The organism is Balneolaceae bacterium, assembly GCA_034521495.1.
Classification (GTDB): domain Bacteria; phylum Bacteroidota; class Rhodothermia; order Balneolales; family Balneolaceae; genus Rhodohalobacter.
In genome coordinates this window covers 56,830-77,088 of the sequence record JAXHMK010000007.1, presented here as the reverse complement: position 1 = coordinate 77,088, position 20,259 = coordinate 56,830, and the positions used below count along the sequence as shown (strand labels likewise).

16 protein-coding genes and 1 tRNA gene are annotated in these 20,259 nt (G+C 43.2%); 6 read left to right on the top strand and 11 right to left on the bottom strand.

The window, feature by feature from the left end; all coding sequences use genetic code 11:
- Positions 1 to 31: 31 nt before the first annotated feature.
- Positions 32 to 295, top strand: coding sequence for a type II toxin-antitoxin system prevent-host-death family antitoxin (locus U5K72_04200; protein MDZ7718008.1), 264 nt, complete (start codon positions 32 to 34; stop codon positions 293 to 295).
- A gap of 407 nt (positions 296 to 702) precedes the next feature.
- Entirely contained in the window at positions 703 to 3,573 is a 2,871-nt protein-coding gene (locus U5K72_04195) for an FAD-linked oxidase C-terminal domain-containing protein (protein ID MDZ7718007.1), read from the top strand.
- A 110-nt stretch (positions 3,574 to 3,683) separates the two neighbouring features.
- On the opposite strand, the gene U5K72_04190 is transcribed toward U5K72_04195, so the two are convergent.
- The 9 genes from U5K72_04190 to U5K72_04150 form a co-directional block, all read right to left on the bottom strand.
- A complete protein-coding gene (locus tag U5K72_04190) occupies positions 3,684 to 4,367 on the bottom strand; it encodes a hypothetical protein (GenBank protein MDZ7718006.1) in 684 nt (227 codons plus the stop codon).
- Positions 4,368 to 4,718: 351 nt separating this feature from the next.
- Positions 4,719 to 6,008 (bottom strand): Gfo/Idh/MocA family oxidoreductase, encoded by a 1,290-nt coding sequence (locus U5K72_04185; protein MDZ7718005.1) that lies wholly within the window; start codon positions 6,006 to 6,008, stop codon positions 4,719 to 4,721.
- A 96-nt stretch (positions 6,009 to 6,104) separates the two neighbouring features.
- A complete protein-coding gene (locus tag U5K72_04180) occupies positions 6,105 to 6,812 on the bottom strand; it encodes a cytidylate kinase-like family protein (GenBank protein MDZ7718004.1) in 708 nt (235 codons plus the stop codon).
- A 77-nt stretch (positions 6,813 to 6,889) separates the two neighbouring features.
- Entirely contained in the window at positions 6,890 to 7,435 is a 546-nt protein-coding gene (locus U5K72_04175) for a flavodoxin family protein (protein ID MDZ7718003.1), read from the bottom strand.
- 58 nt (positions 7,436 to 7,493) lie between these two features.
- A complete protein-coding gene (locus tag U5K72_04170) occupies positions 7,494 to 7,868 on the bottom strand; it encodes a rhodanese-like domain-containing protein (protein MDZ7718002.1) in 375 nt (124 codons plus the stop codon).
- Between the two features lie 85 nt (positions 7,869 to 7,953).
- The gene (recN, locus tag U5K72_04165; GenBank protein MDZ7718001.1) at positions 7,954 to 9,660 is read right to left on the bottom strand and encodes a DNA repair protein RecN; all 1,707 of its coding nucleotides are present in this window, start codon (positions 9,658 to 9,660) and stop codon (positions 7,954 to 7,956) included.
- A 430-nt stretch (positions 9,661 to 10,090) separates the two neighbouring features.
- Positions 10,091 to 11,560 carry an oligosaccharide flippase family protein gene (locus tag U5K72_04160; GenBank protein MDZ7718000.1) on the bottom strand — a complete coding sequence of 490 codons (1,470 nt, stop codon included), beginning with the start codon at positions 11,558 to 11,560 and terminating at the stop codon, positions 10,091 to 10,093.
- A gap of 6 nt (positions 11,561 to 11,566) precedes the next feature.
- Positions 11,567 to 11,998, bottom strand: a complete 432-nt coding sequence (locus tag U5K72_04155) for a type II 3-dehydroquinate dehydratase (protein ID MDZ7717999.1) — start codon at positions 11,996 to 11,998, stop codon at positions 11,567 to 11,569.
- A complete protein-coding gene (locus U5K72_04150) occupies positions 11,995 to 12,393 on the bottom strand; it encodes an HIT family protein (protein ID MDZ7717998.1) in 399 nt (132 codons plus the stop codon). The genes U5K72_04155 and U5K72_04150 overlap by 4 nt, the downstream gene beginning before the upstream one ends.
- Before the next feature lie 208 nt (positions 12,394 to 12,601).
- On the opposite strand from U5K72_04150, the gene U5K72_04145 reads away from it, so the two are divergent.
- A tRNA-Lys gene (locus tag U5K72_04145) sits at positions 12,602 to 12,674 on the top strand.
- Positions 12,675 to 12,780: 106 nt separating this feature from the next.
- On the opposite strand, the gene U5K72_04140 is transcribed toward U5K72_04145, so the two are convergent.
- Both U5K72_04140 and U5K72_04135 read right to left on the bottom strand, forming a co-directional pair.
- Complete coding sequence (locus tag U5K72_04140) at positions 12,781 to 13,950, bottom strand: endo-1,4-beta-xylanase (protein MDZ7717997.1); 1,170 nt, start codon at positions 13,948 to 13,950, stop codon at positions 12,781 to 12,783.
- Between the two features lie 179 nt (positions 13,951 to 14,129).
- Complete coding sequence (locus U5K72_04135; GenBank protein MDZ7717996.1) at positions 14,130 to 16,091, bottom strand: phospholipase D-like domain-containing protein; 1,962 nt, start codon at positions 16,089 to 16,091, stop codon at positions 14,130 to 14,132.
- A 58-nt stretch (positions 16,092 to 16,149) separates the two neighbouring features.
- On the opposite strand from U5K72_04135, the gene U5K72_04130 reads away from it, so the two are divergent.
- The 3 genes from U5K72_04130 to U5K72_04120 all read left to right on the top strand — a co-directional run bounded on the left by U5K72_04130 (position 16,150) and on the right by U5K72_04120 (position 20,240).
- A complete protein-coding gene (locus tag U5K72_04130) occupies positions 16,150 to 16,455 on the top strand; it encodes a septum formation initiator family protein (protein ID MDZ7717995.1) in 306 nt (101 codons plus the stop codon).
- A 65-nt stretch (positions 16,456 to 16,520) separates the two neighbouring features.
- Positions 16,521 to 17,468 (top strand): ROK family protein, encoded by a 948-nt coding sequence (locus tag U5K72_04125; protein ID MDZ7717994.1) that lies wholly within the window; start codon positions 16,521 to 16,523, stop codon positions 17,466 to 17,468.
- 78 nt (positions 17,469 to 17,546) lie between these two features.
- Positions 17,547 to 20,240, top strand: a complete 2,694-nt coding sequence (locus U5K72_04120; protein ID MDZ7717993.1) for a putative LPS assembly protein LptD — start codon at positions 17,547 to 17,549, stop codon at positions 20,238 to 20,240.
- The last annotated feature ends 19 nt before the right edge of the window (positions 20,241 to 20,259 follow it).

The following is a 20,259-nucleotide window of genomic DNA, read 5'->3' as shown; positions in this document are numbered from 1 at the left end:
TTAGATACATTGAGTTGGAAAAATATTTCACATGAAAAAAATCATAGACATACAAGAAGCAGAATCTCATCTCTCTGAACTTTTGAAGGAGGTTTTAGAGGGGGGGGAAGTAATCATTTCTCAAAATGAAGAACCTGTTGCTGAGTTAAAAAAAATTAAAAAAGCGAATAAGAGAGAGCTCGGAACCTTAAAAGGAAAACTGGTAGTACATGGCGAATTTAGCGATGCAGATGAACAAATAGAAAAGATGTTTAATCATAGTAAACTTTTCCCAGATGAAAAGACTATTGATTGACAGCCATATTCTTATTTGGGCTTTAACAGAACCAAACAAGCTTGAATCCACTCATAAAGAACTTTTAGAAAATATTTCTAATGAAGTTTTAGTTAGTGTTGCAACGCTGTGGGAACTATAGATCAAAGCAAATCTAAACAAAATTAAACTGCCTAATAATTTACATGCAGAATTGGATAAAAGATCGATCTCTATATTGCCTATTCAAAAAGAACATTTAAATACTTTATTAAACCTTCCGCATCATCACAGAGATCCTTTTGATCGATTAATTATTGCTCAATCCATATCTGAAGATATTTCTCTGATTAGTTACGACTCGCAGTTTATGAATTATCAGGTTGAATTGATTTAGTTTTAAACTTACACTTCCTTTTCAATCATTATTCATAGAAAAACCAGTCATATTGTCTTCCATTTACACCGATTCTCTAACCCGCCGTTTATATGCCAACGATGCATCCATCTACGAGGAAGTGCCGAAGGGTGTGGCATTTCCAAAAACACTTGAGAACATACAGCAACTCGTAAAACAATCGAAAGAAAAGGGGTTTACAATTACTGCGAGAAGTGCAGGAACCAGCCTTGCAGGGCAGACCACAGGAGCCGGCGTTATTATGGATGTGTCCCGACACATGACCTCCATCAACCAGATCGATGTTGAGAACCATTTTGCACATGTACAGCCTGGCGTGATTCGTGACACGTTGAACCGGCAAGCCGCCAAGTATCAATTACAGTTTGGGCCCGATACAGCTACAACCAACCGCTGCATGTTGGGCGGAATGATAGGCAATAATTCCTGTGGATCGTTTTCCATTAAACATAAAACCACTCGCGAGCATATTCTGGAAATTGAGGCGGTTCTGAGTGACGGCTCACGAACAATCTTCAAGCCTCTCGCTTCAAAAGAGCTGGATAAAAAATGTAGGCTTGAAACGTTAGAAGGTGATATCTATCGCGAAATGCTGGATCTTTTGAAGAAGCATAAAGAAGAGATTTTTGAGCACTATCCCCATCCGGATATCATTCGAAGAAATACCGGATATGCACTGGATCGACTTTGTGAAATGGAGCCGATCACGCCAGGCGGGCGTCCGTTTAACCTGGCTGAACTTTTGTGCGGGAGTGAGGGTACGCTGGCAATGACAGCCTCGGCCAAGGTAAATCTTTCTCCACTTCCCAAAGAAAAAACGCTGCTAATTCCTCAGTTCAATTCACTCCACGAAGCGATGGTTGCAACTGTGGAAGCTGTAAAATGGGAGCCTGCGGCCGTGGAGCTTGTAGACGATATTATCCTGGATGCCACAAAGGGAAATATTGAACAGCGAAAGAACCGCTTCTTCCTGGATGACGATCCCAAATGTATTCTGATCATTCAATTTGAAGGGGATGATGCGAATGAGCTTGCTAAAAAAGCGGCCGGCCTGAAAGCAAGATTGCAGGATTTAAATTTTGGGTACGCTCACCCCGTTTTGACTGATCCCGATAAAATGCGGCGTGTTTGGGACTTACGGAAAGCCGGGCTCGGTTTGTTGATGGGACTCGGCAGCGATTCAAAATCGCCAACATTTGTGGAGGATACGGCCGTTCGGGTTGAGGATCTTCCTGAGTACGTCAAAGAGTTTCAAGAAATTTTGGACAAACACAATACAACTTGTGTCTTTTACGCTCATGCCTCGGTTGGGGAGTTACACCTTCGCCCCGTTGTGGATACAACCAAACCTGAAGGGCTTCAGAAATTAAAAGATATTGCGCAGGAAGTGGCCGATTTAGTGAAGAAATATAACGGCTCACTCTCGGGTGAGCATGGAGACGGGCGGGCACGGGCACCTTACATCAAAACAGTGTTGGGCAAAGAGATGATTCCGTTACTCCGGCAGGTAAAAGAGATTTGGGATCCGGAATATCGATTCAATCCAGGAAAAATCGTCAATCCAAAACCGCTTGATGCCAATTTGCGGTTTCCGCCCACCTATCAAAAACCGAAAAATGATACCGTGTTCAACTGGCGACAAGAAGACGGTTTTAGTTCCGCGATCGAATTGTGCAATGGCGCCGGTGTCTGCCGGAAAATGGCCGAAAGTGGCGGAACGATGTGTCCCTCGTATCATGCCACCCGAAATGAAAAAGAAACCACACGCGGACGCGCAAACCTGTTTCGCCAGCTATTTTCCGGGAAAGATCCTGAGGCGTTTGAATCGCAGGACCTGAAGAAAGCCTTGAACCTTTGCCTGAGCTGCAAAGCCTGCAAGAGCGAGTGTCCTGCCAATGTGGATATGGCCAAGATGAAAGCTGAGTTCATGAATGGATGGCATGAAAAAAAGGGAGCAACACTTGCCGAAAAATTCTTTGGGCAGCCTGAGAAATTGTATCCGCTGGCTTCAACTTTTGCGAAGGCAACGAATTTCATCAACCGACAAACACCTGTTAAAAAAGCCTTTGAAAAAATAGGTGGGATCGATTCCAGACGAAAATTGCCTGAATTTGCTCCTGAGACATTCGAAAAGTGGTTCAATAAAAATGGGTCGGACTTTAAGAATCCAGCTGGCCGGCAGGTTGTACTGCTTGTAGATATTTTCACAAACTACCATGAACCAAAAATTGCAAAAGCTGCTTTAAGGGTTTTGAGTTCACTTGGTTTCAATGTACTTATTCCCGGAATTTGGCCAACAGGACGACCTCAAATTTCCAAAGGATTTCTGAATGAAGCCAAATCAATTTGCGAGAGGAATATCAAACGATTCTCCTCATTCGCAGATATGAATATACCGATCATTGGCCTTGAACCCAGTGAGTTGCTTACCCTCCGTGATGAATACCTGGATCTGTGTGAAGAATCTGATATTAAAAAAGCAGAAGAGATCGCTGCAAAATCTTTCCTATTTGAGGAGTTTCTGCACACAGAGTTAGCCTCTGAAGAACCCAGAGAGTTAGGCGAGAATCGGAAGGTTTACCTCCACGGTCACTGCCACACGAAAGCTCTCGTAGGCAATGATCCGCTGATTCAAACCTTCAAACAGTTTGGTTTTGATCCCGTTGAGTTGCAAACCGGGTGCTGCGGAATGGCCGGAAGTTTTGGCTATGAGAAAGATAAATATGAAGTCTCCATGCAGGTAGGCGAACAGGTTCTGTTCCCTGCGCTCCGTGATTTACCGGATGAGTCCCTGGTCTGTGCACCGGGTTTTTCCTGCCGGCATCAAATTGCTGACGGAGTAGATCGAAAAGCTAAACATCCGGCGGAGATTTTGGCAGAGACATTGGAACGCACTTTGTAAATCGGCTCACTGAGCCGATCCCTGTTTAGCGGTTAAAGGAACATATAGACACAAGCGGACGCTTGCGTCAGTACTGTATAAATGGTACAAGAATTTGTGGAATTGGAAAATCAATACGGCGGCTCAGCCGGACCCGTATAGCCACAAACTCCCGACCGGGGTGAGTTCACAATCGGCAGACATTCATCTTCATACAGATCCGAATCACTATCCGCATGTTCCGTGCAAAGTACAACATACTCTCCGGTCTCGTACAGGCTTGGTAAGTCGATCCATTCGGCTGGCTTTTTACATTCGTCACAGGATATCTCGGGGAGATTATTTCGTGCCATCAAAAAAATGGGATTAGATGTAAGCGGCTTTCCCCGGCGTTGATCAACCATTGTTATCTTGAGTTCTGTTGAACTTCCAAAATCGTAGATATGCGTGATTTCCGTTCCGGGTCTGAACACACTGTAAACTTTTTCTGCCATTGCAATTTCGGTACCGTACCGCCTATCAGCATAAAATTGACTCAAATGGCCACAACACTCCAGCCAGATCGCTCTCAAATAGTCGTCAAGAGCTTCCAACCGGGCTGCACCACTCATTTCCAGGTTCAGCCAATAAGAAGCATCGTATGGATCATATACCTGCAGGTGATAGAGGTTTTGTATTGGATGTTCTCCATCCTTCATTTTTCCTATTGATTGTTGGCGTTCCTTACAAGAAGCCAAATGCATGCGCATTCCGCCTTTAGTCATTTCTCTTTCACAAAAAAAGCAAACACCTTTTGACTGTTTTTTTGCTGACATGTTTAATTCTCCGTTTTTTCTGTTAAAATCTCAAAAAGGGTATCGAACTCAATTTGTTCATTTCTGGAACGACCCCTTGAATCTGACATCCATTTTGATTCACAAAAGGGGAGTATATTTTGGAAAAATACATAGAGGTTTGAAAGTAATGCATAGAAATAATTCTCAGGGAGGAGCTTCATAACTCGATTCGTACTTTGTCTAAAGCATCCGATTAGAACCTGATTCGGCGAACGCCGTTCAGAAAGTTTGTTCAAGATAAACCGGTAAATGATCGGCTCAGGTGAACCGATCTACGTAATAAGCTTTGAGCCGTCTGACCGCTCGAAGCGGTCTGACGGCTGCTATAGATTAAACCTCATACCCTTCCCGATACTCCTTATCCAGATAACTATTCGCTTCATCATCATCAAAACGCTCGGCTTCGGGATCCCATTTCAAATCCCGGTTCACCCAGTAGGCAATGTTGGCGATATTGCAAATAGTGGCAGATCGGTGACCCACTTCGGCAGGGCAGATGGTTTGCTTATGCTCTCGAATTCCATCAATCCAATTCGCATAGTGATTGTCGCTGTGGTATAACCTCTCATCCGATGATTTAATCTCAGCAGTGGCAACCGAGGCGGGATTGGTATCCACAAACTGACGTGAAACCTGCATAGTGCCTTCCGTACCGTGAAATTCTACGCCGTGTCCTCTGCCGAATTCGTAATGGTACATCTCAATGCCGTTCGCGTAGATCATTTTCAGTCCGCGTTTGGGAACCGGAGTTTTAGGAGCAATCAGTTCAACAGGACCAGTATCATCCATTCCAAGTGCCCACTGGGCAATATCAAACATATGTGCGCCCCAATCACATAATGTGCCGCCACCATACTCTTTAAAATCTCTCCAGCGCGGCCAGCTTCCATCTTCAACCGGAGGTGCTACGAGAGAGTTAAACACGTTCATTGGAGCAGGTCCAACCCATCGATCCCAGTCCAGGTCTTCGGGCATCGGTTCCTTCTCAAGATCGTAGGGAATAGCCGGGTCGGTAACACTAACAATTACTTTTTGAATTTCTCCCAAATAACCATTCCGAACCAGTTCACAAGCATGACGGAACGATTCCCAGGAACGCTGCATGCTTCCCGTCTGCAGAATTACATCATTTTCCTCCACAGCGTTGACCAGTTTCCGCCCTTCCACAACTGTGTGTGTGAGTGGTTTTTCGCAGTAAATATGTTTTCCGGCATTCGCCGCATCAATCGATGCTTTAGCGTGCCAGTGATCGGGGGTGGCTACTACAATGGCATCAATATCATCTCGTGCCAGCATATCTTCGTAATTATGATAGCCGCGAAATCCAGTCCAATAGTTCTTGCCGGTTTTCTCTTTGTAGTGATCACTTACAAGATCTTCAAATGCATCAAGTTTCGCTTTATAAACATCCGAAGCAGCTACAATGTCAACATTATCCAATGCCAGCATACCATTTGCCAGTGTTGGGCTGAGCCGTCCCGTGCCGATAAATCCAAGTGAAAGCTTATCGCTGGGCGCAACTCTTTTGCCACCTAAAACTGAACTGGGTACAATGGAAAGACCGGCTGCCGCCATTAAAGAGGAGCCAATAAATTTTTTTCTTGAAATCTGATTACTCATGATATGGTATATGTTTTGGTTGGATGATTCAGCTCTTTTGATTTAAAGGAAATTCTCAACTTAATCAAATCAAAAACTGGTACTTTTAGCAAAATCTTATGAATAACTTAGCCGTTCCAGTTTCAATTCGCTTTTCTGTTCGTAAGCCTCTACAATAATTTTCATCATCTCCTGCAGGCTGAATATTCCGGAATTCAGTACAAGATCATAATCGGAAGCTTTTGATATCTCATTTTTAAAATAGTATCGAACAAATTCGGCTCTCTCCGCATCAGTTTTATTTATAATCGAAAAGGCTTCGGCTTTGGTAATGCCCTGCCTGGAGGAATATCCTTCTGCTCTTTTCTCTATTGGGGATACAATTCGAACATGAAAAGAATGTGGATCTCTACAGATATAATTAGCACCCCGGCCTACAATAATCGCATTTCCATGATACTCAATGGTACGTATTAACCTGGTTAGCGTACGAAGATAATTTACATTTGTGTTTACATTCTTCATAAGCCCTACAACCACATCTTCAATCAGTATCCTGCGGTTTTCATCCAGTGATTCCAGGTATTTCTCACTGCTGCCCAGCTTCTTGGCTATTGTTTGGAGTATATCACGATCCCAAACTTTAAATCCAATTCCTTCTCCCATCAGCAGAGCCAGTGCTGCACCCCGAGCCCCAAATTCCCTGGAAATAGTAATCACAGGAAATGGATCTCCTTTCGGAGTGATAATCTTGTTCTTAAAGGAACTTTCCAATTCCCAGGATTTAATCTGTTCATCAATAATTTTATGGAAAATTTTCGACATAACTTTCCTCCCTTTTTCTTCTCTATACTGAAAAGTACAATCTATTTTTAAATATTAGATGTGCTACATAAAAAAACTCAATTATTTTTTCCCTTAAGATCTGATGCAGTTGTTGCGACTCGTTGTCCAAGCAGACGTCCTTTTTCCAAAAACTGATTAGATATTTTATCGGGAGTATCGGTTTCGAAAGGGTTTTCGCCGGTAATTGCAGAGGCCCCGAATGGCTGCGTCCAGTCCGGTCCGCCAACTATTATCATCCCAAATAGCAGCATACTTTGAATCATATTCATTTGAACGATCTCTTCGCCAGCTGATATTCCACCACCTGTTACAAATACGGCTCCAATTTTATCTTTCAACGGCTGATTTTCAAACGGCCAGGAGGTGATGAACTCCTGGATTTTGGCAGATACATTCGCATTGTGAACCGGGCTACCGACAATAATGGCATCTGCCTGTAACAGATCGGATTCTTGAATTTGATCAACGGAGAGCAACTTTACCTGTATTCCCTCAACAGAATTGGCTCCTTCTGCAACAGCTTGCGCCATTCTCTCTGTATTTCCGGTTTCACTGTGGTAAGCTATAAGTACACTGGTTTGAGCGATGACTGCGGAGGTCATCAACAAAAAATTTAGCAGAAGCAGACAGGTTTTCATAGTGGAAAATCTGAAAAATATTTTAATCTTCAATTGGCAGGTTTTTCTCTGTCCATTCCCGCCAACCGCCCGCCATCGATTTCACATTTGTAAATCCCATTTTCTGAAGATTATCAGCAGCCAGGGCCGAACGATATCCACCACCACAATAGAGAACCAACTCTTTGTTGTAATCTTCGATTTCTTTTTCAATATCCCGCTCAATCACACCTTTACTCAGATGGATGGATGTAGGCAGATGCCCCTTTTCAAATTCATGAGTTTCACGCGTATCAATCAATTCAAAATCTTCTTTTCGAACCAGTTTTTGAGCCACTTCCTCTGCAGAAATTTCAGGGATTCTTTTGAGAGCATCATCAACCAATGCTACATATTTTTCGGAGTGTTTTTTACTCATCTTTTTTTATTTAGAGTGAAAAATTAAAAACGCACAAGCGAAAAAAATACATTGTCAATTGTTAACTGATTACTGTAATCTGAAATCAGTTTCTCATCCCACCGCGATCAATCAACTCTTTGGCACTTGTAAGAGCAGAGTCTGTAATCTGTTCTCCGCTCATTAAACTTGCCACCTCATGGATATGTTCTTCATCAGAAAGTGGCAGAATTCGGGTGACAGTTCTCTCATCCTCTTCCACTTTTTGAACTTTATAATGCTTGTGGGCCTGGCTGGCTATTTGAGGCTGATGAGTAATCGCCACAATCTGGCACATCTCTGAAAGCTTTCGCATCACCCGACCCACTTTCTCAGATATCTCACCACTGATTCCCGTATCAATCTCATCAAAAATCATAACCGGCAATTTCTGCTCCCGAGCCAAAATCGATTTCAGTGATAACATCACACGACTCACCTCACCTCCTGAGGCAATGGCGGCCAGCGGTTTGGGATCCTCGCCTTTATTGGTTGAAATAAAGAACCGCACATCATCACAACCATCTACGCTGCAATTCACTTTTTGGCCGTCAAGTTCAATCCATCCATTTTCGGAGAATCGCCAGGCTACATCTACTTTAAATTGTCCGTGTTGAATACCCAAATTTTTAAGTGAATCAACTATCTCTTCTGATAACTGATTCCCGATAACCTCTCTTTCTTCATGAAGATCAACCGCTTTTTCCTTCAGGATCTCCGCCTGTTCTCTGATTTTCTTTTCGATTCGTTCAATCTCTAAATCAAAATTTTCGGCAACATTCAGTTCCGCTTTAATCTCGTTTAAATAAGCGATCAGATCGGGAACAGAGCGCTGATATTTTTTCTGCAACCGGTTGAGCTCAGACTGACGCTGACGAATTTTTTCCAAACGCTGCGGATTAAACTCAATACGATCCCGGTACCGCTCGGCAAATTGAATCGTCTCCTGTATGCTGATTCTGGCCGTCGTTACTTCCTGGAGATATGTTTCAAACTCCGGCTCAATCCTTGCCATATCTTCCAGGTTCAGTTTGATGGTATTGAGCATATCCATCAGGCTCACATCATCACCGTTTCCAATCTCCGTAATCGCCGCCGCTTTTTGATCAAGATCTTCAGCATTGTCCAGCAGATTCATTTCAGCTTGGAGTTCTTCCTCCTCGTATTGATCAAGTTCTGCCGCCTCCAGCTCTTTCACCTGGAACTGGTAGAGCTCGGTTTTATCTTTCAACTCCCGCTCCTTTTTTTGGAGATCACGCAACTGCTTTTGCAAATCCTGCATTGCCCGGTACTCTTTTTGATAGGCTTCCAGTACCGGCTCAATCGAATCAAACTGGTCGATCACGCTTTGATGATGTTCCTCTTTTAACAAAAGCTGATGATCATATTGTCCATGCAGATCCACAAGCTGATCACCCACTTCTTTCAGTACAGAAATATTGACTGGTGTATCGTTAATAAACGCCCGGCTTCCATTCTGGCGGATTTCTCTTCTCAAAATTAACTCTTCGCTATAATCAATGGATTGTTCTTCGAGCAACTCTTTAAGAAACTCGTTTTTTCCCACATAGATAAAAGCTTCCGAAATCGCTTTGTCTGCTCCCTTTCTGATGACATCGGTATCGGCGCGCTCACCCAAAATCATATGCAGTGCCCCAATAATAATCGACTTACCCGCACCGGTCTGTCCCGTAAGCACATTCAGCCCCGGCTGGAATTGAACATCCAGTTCATCGATCAATGCAAAATCTTTGATGTAGAGGGATTTAATCATAGTTAGAATTTTTGAGTGGTGATTTTCGAATGATGATTTTCTACCGAATACTCAAACCGAAGTTGTGGAAAATACAGATCCATAAAACAACATTCACGAAACGTTCCTAACGGAACGAATATTTACATTTTTTGGCGTTTTCAAGTTACCGACCAGATGTTCCTATCGGAACATGTTTATGGATCATCATTTCCGGAACACAAACCAAGTTATCATTATGCCACAAGAGTCTCATCCCGTTAGGGATGTTTGGTCGGTAACCAAAAAGTCAGCCCTGAAACACCTTTCGTTCCGTAGGAACGTCTGGTATTCTGGTATTCAGTTGGCGTTCAGCTTCACAAGCTCTCCCTATCTATATGAACCAAAATCAGAAAATACCTTACAGAATTTTATTCAGTTTGGGACAGGAAAGCACAAAATACTCAGAAAATTATTTACCGATGCGTGCAAGCTTAAACAAGTACCCGCCAACCACAACCAATCCAGCAAAAAATAACATAATTTTCCCGCTAATCTCTCCTGTACCCAACCATTCTGTGATTGCCGGCTCTCCAAAAACAAGTGCGGCGAAAACCATCATCAGCCCCAAACTTTCCGGCAAGCGATAGGGTACATGCATGATTTTCTTGCTATAGATTCCAAGTGTGAGAGCCATTGCTCCATAACTCAAAAGAGTGGCGGCGGCTGAACCGATCATCCCTAAATATGGAATCAGGGCAAGGTTGGCTATGATCGTGATAACCGCTCCCATCAATGTAATTTTATATAAAATCCGTGTCTTTTCTTTGATGAATACTCCGGATGAAAAATTGATATACCAGCCGTGAAACCAGTATGCCAGCAGCAGATACGGTACAATTTCGAGTCCCAGCCAATAGTCACTGCCAATAAGTGTGGCATTAAGAACGGGAACTTCAATTGCAACAATCTGTTCTCTGAAGAGGGCAACAATCAAAAACAGAATTGCGGAAAACGCATTGTACCAGATAAACGCCTGGCCAAATACTTTCGGGGATTCTTCATCATCCGCATGACGCATAAAAAACGGCTGCCAGGCCATGCGATACATCTGAACCAGCAGCAACATAAAAACAGCCAGTTTATAGCACGCATTATAAATCCCAACAATATCCTCCGGAGTTGTACCTGCCCCGTAAAACTGTACGGCATTGGCTGGATCCATATTGTTGAGGAAAAACCGGTCTAATACCTCATTAACGGCAAATCCAATCCCGGCCGGAACAAATGGCCAGCCAAACTGAAAGGCTTTGGTCATCCATTCGCGGTTCCAGGTTCCTTTAAACAGATCGGATGTAATTGCCCAAACAATCATTGTGATAACCATCGACGCGGCAAGATTGGCGATGAATACGGCCTCAATACCATAATCGAGTCCTAAAATCAGGTAAAAATTCAGAGTAATATTAATACCAACATGTAGCAGTTTCAGAACTGCGAACGGAATGGTTTTTCGAACGAGACGCAATTCAGCCAAAGGAACAATTGCCAGCGTATCAAACCAAATAATTCCCAACATCATCAAAAAGATACCGGAGGTTTCCTGCCCGAGATTGAAAAGTGGCAGCAGCCAGGGCATCAACAGCCAGAGAAGCAGACAGAGAATTGTAGCTAAACCAAGCAGGCTGAGCTGAATTGTTTTAAAGATATTGGCAGCTTCCTTTCGATTTTCGGCGTATCGCAGGTAGGCTGACTCCATCCCAAATGTAAAAACCACATTCAGAAATGTAATCGCTGCATAAATCAGCCCAACGATTCCATAGCGCGCCGGAGAGAATACATCCGTGTAGAAAGGCACCAGTAAATAATTGATAAACCGCGCCAGCACATTGCTGATGCCATAAATCAATGTATCGGAAAAGAGTTCTCTGAGTTTTTGCACCGTTTCTTATTTCGAAATAAGCTGCAAGGCCGCCTGCACTCCCAGCATATAGCTGTTGATTCCAAATCCTGTGATGATTCCATCCATCGCTTTGCCGGTAACAGACCGCTCACGAAACTCCTCGCGGGCGTGAATATTGGAGATATGCACTTCCACTTTAGGAATGTTGACAAGTTCCAGTGCATCGTGAATGGCTACAGATGAGTGTGTAAAGCCGCCCCAGTTTGCAACGATTGCATCAATGGTTCCGGATCGCGCAGACTGAATGGCGTCGATCAGATCTCCTTCGTGATTGCTCTGAACAAAGATAAAATCATGATCTGAATAACTCTCCTTCAGAAGCATTTCTATATCTGAAAGTGTTTCCGTACCATACGTGGCTTCATCCCTCTGTCCAAGCAGATTTAAATTCGGCCCGTTTAGGATCAAAAATTTCATAATCGAACCTCATCTGCAATAGATTTCGCCAACACTTCCATCTTCTCTTTAGAAACATCTACCTTATTCCTTAGCGATACATTTTGGCTCTCCTTATAAATGGGAACCAAATGAACATGCGCATGGGGAACTTCCAAACCTTCTACTATCACCCCGGTTCGAATAGGGTTCAAAGCCTGATCGATTGCATGTGCTATTTTCTTAGCGATGATCATCGTCTGGCTTAGATCTTCATCCGAAAGATCAAACAGGTAATCTGTCTCTTCCTTGGGAACAACCAGGGTGTGACCTTCTGCAATCGGGTTAATATCCAAAAAGGCAAAATGCGTTTCTGTTTCTGCAACTTTATAGCAGGGAATATCTCCGCGAATAATTTTTGTAAAAATTGTAGCCATATCAGTTGTTTTATATAATTGAAATAGAAAATTATTTGTACCGTTAAGATAAAGAGAAAGATGTTGTTCTGCATGATTATAAGAGCTATGACTACTATCTACAAATCAGACAGTTGGCAAAAGAGTTGAGAAAATAAATATCAACGGTTGATTTTCAATCTGCAAAACCATTATCTTTAGAGTCTTTGACAAGAAGGAAGTAATTGTTGAATCGGTAGCTCAGTTGGTAGAGCAACGGCCTTTTAAGCCGTGGGTCGAGGGTTCGAACCCCTCCCGATTCACGCATTAATACAACTATTTTACGAAGAATCTCTCTTGATTAACCTCTATCGGCTGATACCCGGTAGGGGTTATTTTTTTGCCTTTCTGAATTGAAGCATTCGATTTTTAATCAGCAAGATCCATAATAGCGTGAAAAGCTGGCTTGGGCTGATAATCACGATCAAAAAGAAGAGGATAATTGGTACGCCCACTGATGGGGAAATTATTCAACCACGATTGGCTGTCATTAAGCCCCCAAAAAGTAACGCGGTCGATTTTATCACTGTGTTTTTGGAATAACCTGAAGAGCGCTTCGTAACGATCAGCGAGTTTTCCCTGCATGGAATCGGGGAGATTCCTGGTATAAGGGTTAAATACGTCAGGTATCTCTCCGTCATCCGGAAGTTCAGCATCCACCTGATCTTCACGCGGCAACAGGTCGATATCGAGCTCAGTGATCATCACCTTCAGTCCCAAATCAGAAAAGGCCAATAAACTTTCTTCTATCATTTCAACAGATGGAGTATCGATCTTCAGATGCGCCTGCATTCCAATTCCGTGAATCGGTACATCATTCTCCTGCAGATTCTTTATAAGCTCCACTGCTGCCCGGCGCTTTTCCGGGATCCAAAGGTTGTAATCGTTATAGTAAAGCTCGGCATCAGGATCGGCTTCACTTGCATACTGAAAAGCTTTTTGAACGTAATCTTCTCCCACCAATTCAAACCATTTCGATTGCCTCATTCCACCTTCATCCAGTACCGCTTCATTGACAACATCCCAGGCATCAATCCGGCCTTTGTACTTGCCGGCAACGGAATTGATATGATCTTCCATACGTTGCAGCAGGGTTTCCCGGTCAATCTCTTCCCCGTTATCGGCCTCAAACACCCAATCAGGAATCTGGGAATGCCAAACCAGTGTATGGCCAACTATGAACATCTCATTTTCCTCCCCAAACTCCACAAAAGTATTTGCCGGGCCAAAATTATATTGACCTGGCTCCGGGTGAACACGCTCCCATTTGAGCAGATTTTCAGGAGTAACAGAATTGAAATGTTGTTTGATTAATGGAGTGGCTTTGGGTATTTCACCGTTTACCTGGAACCGGTTCAGGGCTACACCAATTTTGAAATGATCCCGATAAGCGTTCGCCAACGATTCCGTTTTGGAGGAGTTCAGTTGCTGCTTTTGCTCCTTCACACATCCTGCCAGACTTAGAAAGAGAATTAAAATGAACAGTGATACTCCCCGGCTGCTATGTACTTTATCAATATTTAAAATCTTTGACTGCATTCAATTCTAACTTTTGGATTATAACTGCCTATGATAATAAATCTTTTGGTAGCAGCTAACGAAATCATGATTTAGCATTGCTTATTATGGATCTGAAAAACCTAATCATCTGATAGCTTCGAATACAACTTATCTAAAATTCATGCTGAGGACACAAGTAATCCAGCAGATGATAACTGCTATTCTATCGTTACGTACGGCCTTAATTTCTGCATAGTAACCGGGCCAATTCCACGAATATTAGTCAGTTCTTCAATATCGCTGAACAAACCATGCTCAAAGCGGTACTTTACAATTCGGGTAGCATAGGCCGGGCCGATACCGGTCAACGCCTGCAGAGTCGTTTCATCTGCAATATTAATGTTAATCGGAAATGTAACATCTCTTTTTTCCCCGTCGCTGCCCAATTCTACACGAGCAATTTTTTCTCCAATACGATCGGGGGCCTTCCACATTCCAATTCTCATACTTTTTGCCAATCGGGTGAGTCGCTGAAAAGTATCAATTGAATCCGGCTGCTGACGATAGTAGGGGGTCCACTCTCCAAACCCTTTTTTAATCATCTCTGAATTCACATTCATAACTTCTCCGCTCTCATCCCGTGCCTGAACATAAGCCCTGAACGAGCCATAGCGCGATTCCGGCACCCCGGCATCATATCCCTCCAATCGCACCTCTTTATCCTCTAATAAATTAGACAGAAAAACCGCAGCCTGGCCGGAATAATATTCAGATGAATCTTGTCCAACATAAATTCGCGGGGCATCTACACCGAGTAGCCGAACCGGGTATCCAAATCCCTCAGCGAGCTCTATTTCAAACAGGTTCCCGTCAATGACGTCCTTCACAGGATACCATTCATCTGTATAAATTTGCGGAACCGGAGGTGAAGATATTCCCATTGAACGGTTCATCGCGCCCATAAAGTCCTGGTAGTATTGGTTTGCGATCAGTGGAGAGTGAATAATCAGCAGATTCTCGTCGTTATTTTGCTCTGCATTGTTTGAATAATTATACGAACCGGTAATGGCAATTCCGCGATTATTCTCAAACGGTTGTGTCACATCTATCAGCATAATTTTACTGTGCAGGGTTCTCAGTTCGTTGGCCTGCCTGATATTTCGCGTTCCCAGTTGCGATTCGGGTGTGGCCCAGATCACACCGGCATTCCTGTACTGTGCATAAAATCGCGGATCGATTAATCCCTGTAATCTAATCCCATCAGAAAAAGAACGCCTCCACATCTCCTGACTCATCGGGATATCATGTGTGATGGCAAACGCCAGAAAGTTTACGTCGAGTTGCGCTTTTTCAATCAATTCATGAATTCTTTCAGCAGGAGAAGGCTTGGTATCGTCCCTGTTGATGGGTGCAAAATAGAGTTCCACTTTGGTTGAATCCACAAAAAACACACGTTCGCCAACATACCGTTTATCTTTATGATATCGTGCCTTTTCCGGGTTTGGAACTTCCCTGTTTCCACCCCACATCTGTCTGAATTCTTCATGATACGCTTCAGCAATATCACTGTCTTTAATCAGAATTGTGTTGTTGGTGTTGATGGGGCCTGTGTAGGTCAGGTTCATAGAACCGGTCCATACATAATAATCCTCGGGATTGTTACTGAGTATGTCTATAACAGCAAATTTATTGTGCATATCATAACTGGCTCCTGTCAAACGGTTTGAGGTGACCGACCCGTCCGGATGGAAAACCTCACCTCCGTCATCAATGCTGTAAATCCCCGCATTCCTCAACATCTCCCACATCTTTTCATCCAGTTCCCGATCATTAAACCGATTGTAGTAATCGGTCACTACCCGAACCTGTACTCCCCGTTCTGCAGCCCGGGTCAGAGCTTCTCCCACTCTTAGATTCTCAAGATCATAAGCTGCCAAGTCTACACTGTACTTTGCAGAATCAATAAGATCTATCAATGTTTGCAGGAGATCAGCTTCATCATTTGCCAGGTTACTCTCTTTCGCCACGGTATGATCGGCAGGCATATTAAAAAAGACTTTAACCCATTCAATCGAACTGGTATCAGCCTTTTGTGCAGCTAATGATTCCGTAAAAAAAATCAACAGAAATACAATAAAACACCCAACATTTAATCTTCTTTCACCCACAAATAGAGACATTCGGTTTTGTTTCTACGCTTAATTTGAATTAATTTCGTAAAAATATAGATACAGAACCATGAACTCCGAGTATTTAAATCCTTTACATTGGAATAAGTCACTGCTCATCAGCTTGCTTGCTGCCTGTATCGTTATTTGGTTTCTTTTTTTTGATACTTACAGCTTAATGACCAAAATTCAGTTGGAAAATCAAAAAGAAGATTTGATTGAACGAACAGCTGAGTATGAGCAGAAAGCGGCTGAACTTGACAAAAAAATTGAAGAACTTGAAAATAATCCTGATCTGATTGAGAAAATTGCCCGGGAAGACTACGGTATGAAAAAACCAAATGAGACGGTTTATAAAGTCGAAAAAACTGAATAATACCTTATGCTTTCCTTTAAATATTTTTCCTTTTTTACAGATCTGTTGTCACAAAATATTGAGATATGATTGCAATAGGTATTGATTTAGGCGGTACAAATATTAAAGCCGCACTGGTAGATAAAAAGAAAGGATTCATAACAACAAGTTGCATCCCCACCCACGCTGATATGGGTAAAGAACATGTGTACGACAGGATTGCAATGGCTGTATCAGATCTTTTGGATGGACACGGTGAAGAGCCGATTGGAATTGGAATGGGAATGCCGGGAATGGTAAGCATGGACCGAAAAACGGTAAAAAATCCACCAAACCTTCCGGGATTTAACGTCGAAAATGTTGCCGATGCTCTCAAAAAACGTACCGGTTATAATTGTGTAATTGGAAACGACGCCAATCTTGCCGCTTTTGGTTCTGCCCGTTTTGGAGTGGGTAAAGATTTTGATGATTTCATTATGATTACACTCGGCACGGGTGTTGGCGGAGGTATCATTTACAACAATAAAATTTACCGCGGTACAAACGGAATGGCGGCCGAACTGGGTCATGTAATCATCGATTACCATGGACCGCTTTCGAACAGCAATACGCGCGGCGGAATTGAAGCTTATCTTGGTCAGCGGTTTTTGAGCCGCTATGCTGCAGATACCATTCGCCAGCATGAAGACAACCCCCTGTACAAAACCTTTCACAAAGATTTCGAAAAACTGGAACCGGTAGATCTGTATCACGCTGCCAAGGAGAAGAATGAACTTGCTATTGAAATCCTCAGGAAAACCGGCGAAAAACTTGGCTATGCCATTGTAAATTATATACATACCCTCGATATCAGAAAAATTGTAGTGAGTGGTGGTGTAGCCAAGGCCGGTAAATTTATTCTTGATCCGGCTAAAACCACAGCCACAAAATACCTGATGCCCCCCTACCGCGAAGATTTTGATATTATTTATGAATCGCTGGGAAATGACGCCGCACTTCTTGGAGCAGCCAGCCTTGCGTTTGAAGAGCTGTGATGCTTAGCTTAAAGCATGCTGATTCATATTGCTGGAAACCATAAAATTTGGCTTTTTTTACTCGTCCTATTCCTTTTTTTGGGAAGCAGAAACGCGTATGGCCAGGTTGAAGCAGACAGTCTGCAGGTAAGCCCTTCAGATACAACTTCAACTCCCATTCCCGGAAATTTTCAACCAGGTGAACAACAACCACCTCCGGGACTCGATCCGGGCTCAGCTACCCAACAAACAGCACAAAACCGCAGTGCCGACCGACAAGCCACTGAAGGATCGGTCAACTTCCAGGCTCGCGATTCCCTCACATTTACCTTCGGTGAGCAACGAATTGCCATGCTCTACGGCGCCGCAACTGTGACCCATGAAAGCGGAAACTTGAAAGCCGGCACTATTGAATTAAATCTCGATAAAAGCCAGTTACAGGCTACTGCCAGTTCCGCACAGGATACGCTCTCCCACCCAGTTCTAACACGCGACGACCAGGAACTTCGTAGTACGCGTATTTTATTTAACTACGAAACAGAACGCGGTAAATTTGAGGTTGCCGAAATGAGTATGGCAGACGGCCACCTGATTGGTACAAAAGTTAAAAATGTTTCGCGGGATGAAGTTTTTATTGAGGATGGAATTTATTCCACCTGCCCTCCGGAACACATGTATTACTATATCCAGGCCCAACGGATGAAAGTCGTTGAAGAGGAGGAGATATTTTTTACCAATGCCCGTTTATTTATTCTTGATATTCCCTATCCGCTGGTTTTTCCCTTTGGATATGTTCCCGCTGGTTTTGAGCAGAGACAGTCTGGTTTATTGGAGCCTACGTATTCATTTCAAAACACCGGTGCCAGGGGTATTGGCCTGCAAAATCTGGGTTGGTTTCAATACTTTAGTGACTACTTTACCGCACAAACTTCATTCGATGTTTTTACATCCGGCACCATTTTTAACGAAACCCGCATGCAGTACAGGAAAACCGGTAATTTTAACGGGAGTGTGACCATTGGATATTCAAAAGAGAGAGGTCTTGAGCCGACTGATCCAGGTTTTACGGAAACAACCACCAAACGATTATCGGTTAATCACAGCCAGGAACTTTCACCGTACGCTTCACTTTCTGCAAATATAAATCTAAGAACTGCTGACTATTTTCGAAGAAATTCATTTGATCTGGATGAACGCGCCGAAACAAGTACAACATCTCGTGTATCCTACCGGTATAGTCATCCCGAAAATACATATAATTTTAGTGTGAGCTCGAACCTCAACCAGCAATTTTCTACAAATACCACTCGCCTTACAGGTCCCGAAATGAACTTTTCGCTTCGGCAATTTTCACCCTTCAAATCCGATAACCCGGGCATGGATGAACAGTGGTATGAACGAATTTCCATAAATTACCGAAACAACTTCAGCTCCCGTTACACCTTCCGACCGATTGCTGCAGACTCAGCCCAGGTAAATTGGTTGGAGGCTCTGTTAGATCCGCAAAAATATGAGGAGGCCACCGGCGAGGATGATCACCTCCAATACGGTTTTATCCAGAGAGCTCAGGTTAGTGCCGGTCAGCTTATCCCCAGCCGATTTCTGAATGTGAGCGCCGGGATCAACTATAACGAATATTGGTATCCTGCCACAATACGAAAAGAGTTCAACGAAGAAGATAATCGTGTCGAAACTTTTAAAGAACCTGGTTTTACAACAACCCGGGACTTTTCAACCAATTTAAGTTTTAACACTACTTTTTATGGAATTTCACAGATAAAGGCGGGAAGTTTTGAAGGGGTAAGACATACCGTTCGGCCGAATATAAGTTTTAGCTACAGGCCCGATTTTTCATCCGACCAGTGGGGAATTTACCGTGAAGTCCAGCGGGATACACTCGGAAACACGCAGGAATATTCTATTTTTGAGGATGCCATATTTGGCGGACCCGGAGCAGGAGAACAGAGAACCATGTCTTTCGGTGTTACGAATATTCTTGAAACCAAACGAGTTCGAAGAGATTCAACCGGGGAAGTAAAATCAAATAATCTGCGCCTGATTGATAATTTGTCAGCAACTTCGAGCTATAATTTTGCAGCTGACAGCCTCAATTTCGGACGTATGAATGTCTCGCTCTCTTCAAGTGCTGTAAACAATTTTAGAATTCGGGCCAGTGCCGCGTATTCATTTTATACGAGAGACCAGGACGGACGTGAAATTAACCGGTTTATCTGGCAGGATACCAACAAATTTTTACAGCCACTCAGCTACAGTTTGAGTGTATCCACAGATATAACACTGGGAGGAAACCAACGCGGAGCAAGAATTACTACCCCGGAGTACAGGCCCTACGATCCATACGATCAAACATTTTTCAGCCCGGTTGACACCCGGTTTTTTTCGCGACCTGTTCAGGGGTTTAACAGTGGATTTAGAATGGGCTTGGACTTCAGCTATCGATGGACCTATCGGCACGGACAGGATGCCAGAAAATCTGCCGTGCTAAATGCCAATAACATTCAATTTAACCTGACTCCAAAATGGAGCTTTAGAACCCGGCTTGGGTACGATTTTATTGAGAAAGAGCTTACTCCCTCGCAATTTAGCCTGAACCGATCGATGGTTTGCTGGAACTTGTCTTTCAACTTCAACCCATTCGGGGAATTCCAGTATTATTCATTCAGGTTATCTCTCTCCGGAGGACAGATTCAAGGTTTATTCCAGAAATTACCTCTTTTAAACAATCTCGAAAGGAGTTCATCTCCGAATGGAAGAGTTCCGCGCCGGTATTAGATGCCCATAATTTAGATTA

Coding starts and splice junctions, on each gene's coding strand:
- U5K72_04200 (MDZ7718008.1), top strand. CDS start 32: ATGAAAAAAATCATAGACATACAAGAAGCAGAATCTCATCTCTCTGAA.
- U5K72_04190 (MDZ7718006.1), bottom strand. CDS start 4,367: ATGTCAGCAAAAAAACAGTCAAAAGGTGTTTGCTTTTTTTGTGAAAGA.
- U5K72_04185 (MDZ7718005.1), bottom strand. CDS start 6,008: ATGAGTAATCAGATTTCAAGAAAAAAATTTATTGGCTCCTCTTTAATG.
- U5K72_04180 (MDZ7718004.1), bottom strand. CDS start 6,812: ATGTCGAAAATTTTCCATAAAATTATTGATGAACAGATTAAATCCTGG.
- U5K72_04175 (MDZ7718003.1), bottom strand. CDS start 7,435: ATGACCTCCGCAGTCATCGCTCAAACCAGTGTACTTATAGCTTACCAC.
- U5K72_04170 (MDZ7718002.1), bottom strand. CDS start 7,868: ATGAGTAAAAAACACTCCGAAAAATATGTAGCATTGGTTGATGATGCT.
- recN (MDZ7718001.1), bottom strand. CDS start 9,660: ATGATTAAATCCCTCTACATCAAAGATTTTGCATTGATCGATGAACTG.
- U5K72_04155 (MDZ7717999.1), bottom strand. CDS start 11,998: ATGAAATTTTTGATCCTAAACGGGCCGAATTTAAATCTGCTTGGACAG.
- U5K72_04150 (MDZ7717998.1), bottom strand. CDS start 12,393: ATGGCTACAATTTTTACAAAAATTATTCGCGGAGATATTCCCTGCTAT.
- U5K72_04140 (MDZ7717997.1), bottom strand. CDS start 13,950: ATGCAGTCAAAGATTTTAAATATTGATAAAGTACATAGCAGCCGGGGA.
- U5K72_04135 (MDZ7717996.1), bottom strand. CDS start 16,091: ATGTCTCTATTTGTGGGTGAAAGAAGATTAAATGTTGGGTGTTTTATT.
- U5K72_04130 (MDZ7717995.1), top strand. CDS start 16,150: ATGAACTCCGAGTATTTAAATCCTTTACATTGGAATAAGTCACTGCTC.
- U5K72_04125 (MDZ7717994.1), top strand. CDS start 16,521: ATGATTGCAATAGGTATTGATTTAGGCGGTACAAATATTAAAGCCGCA.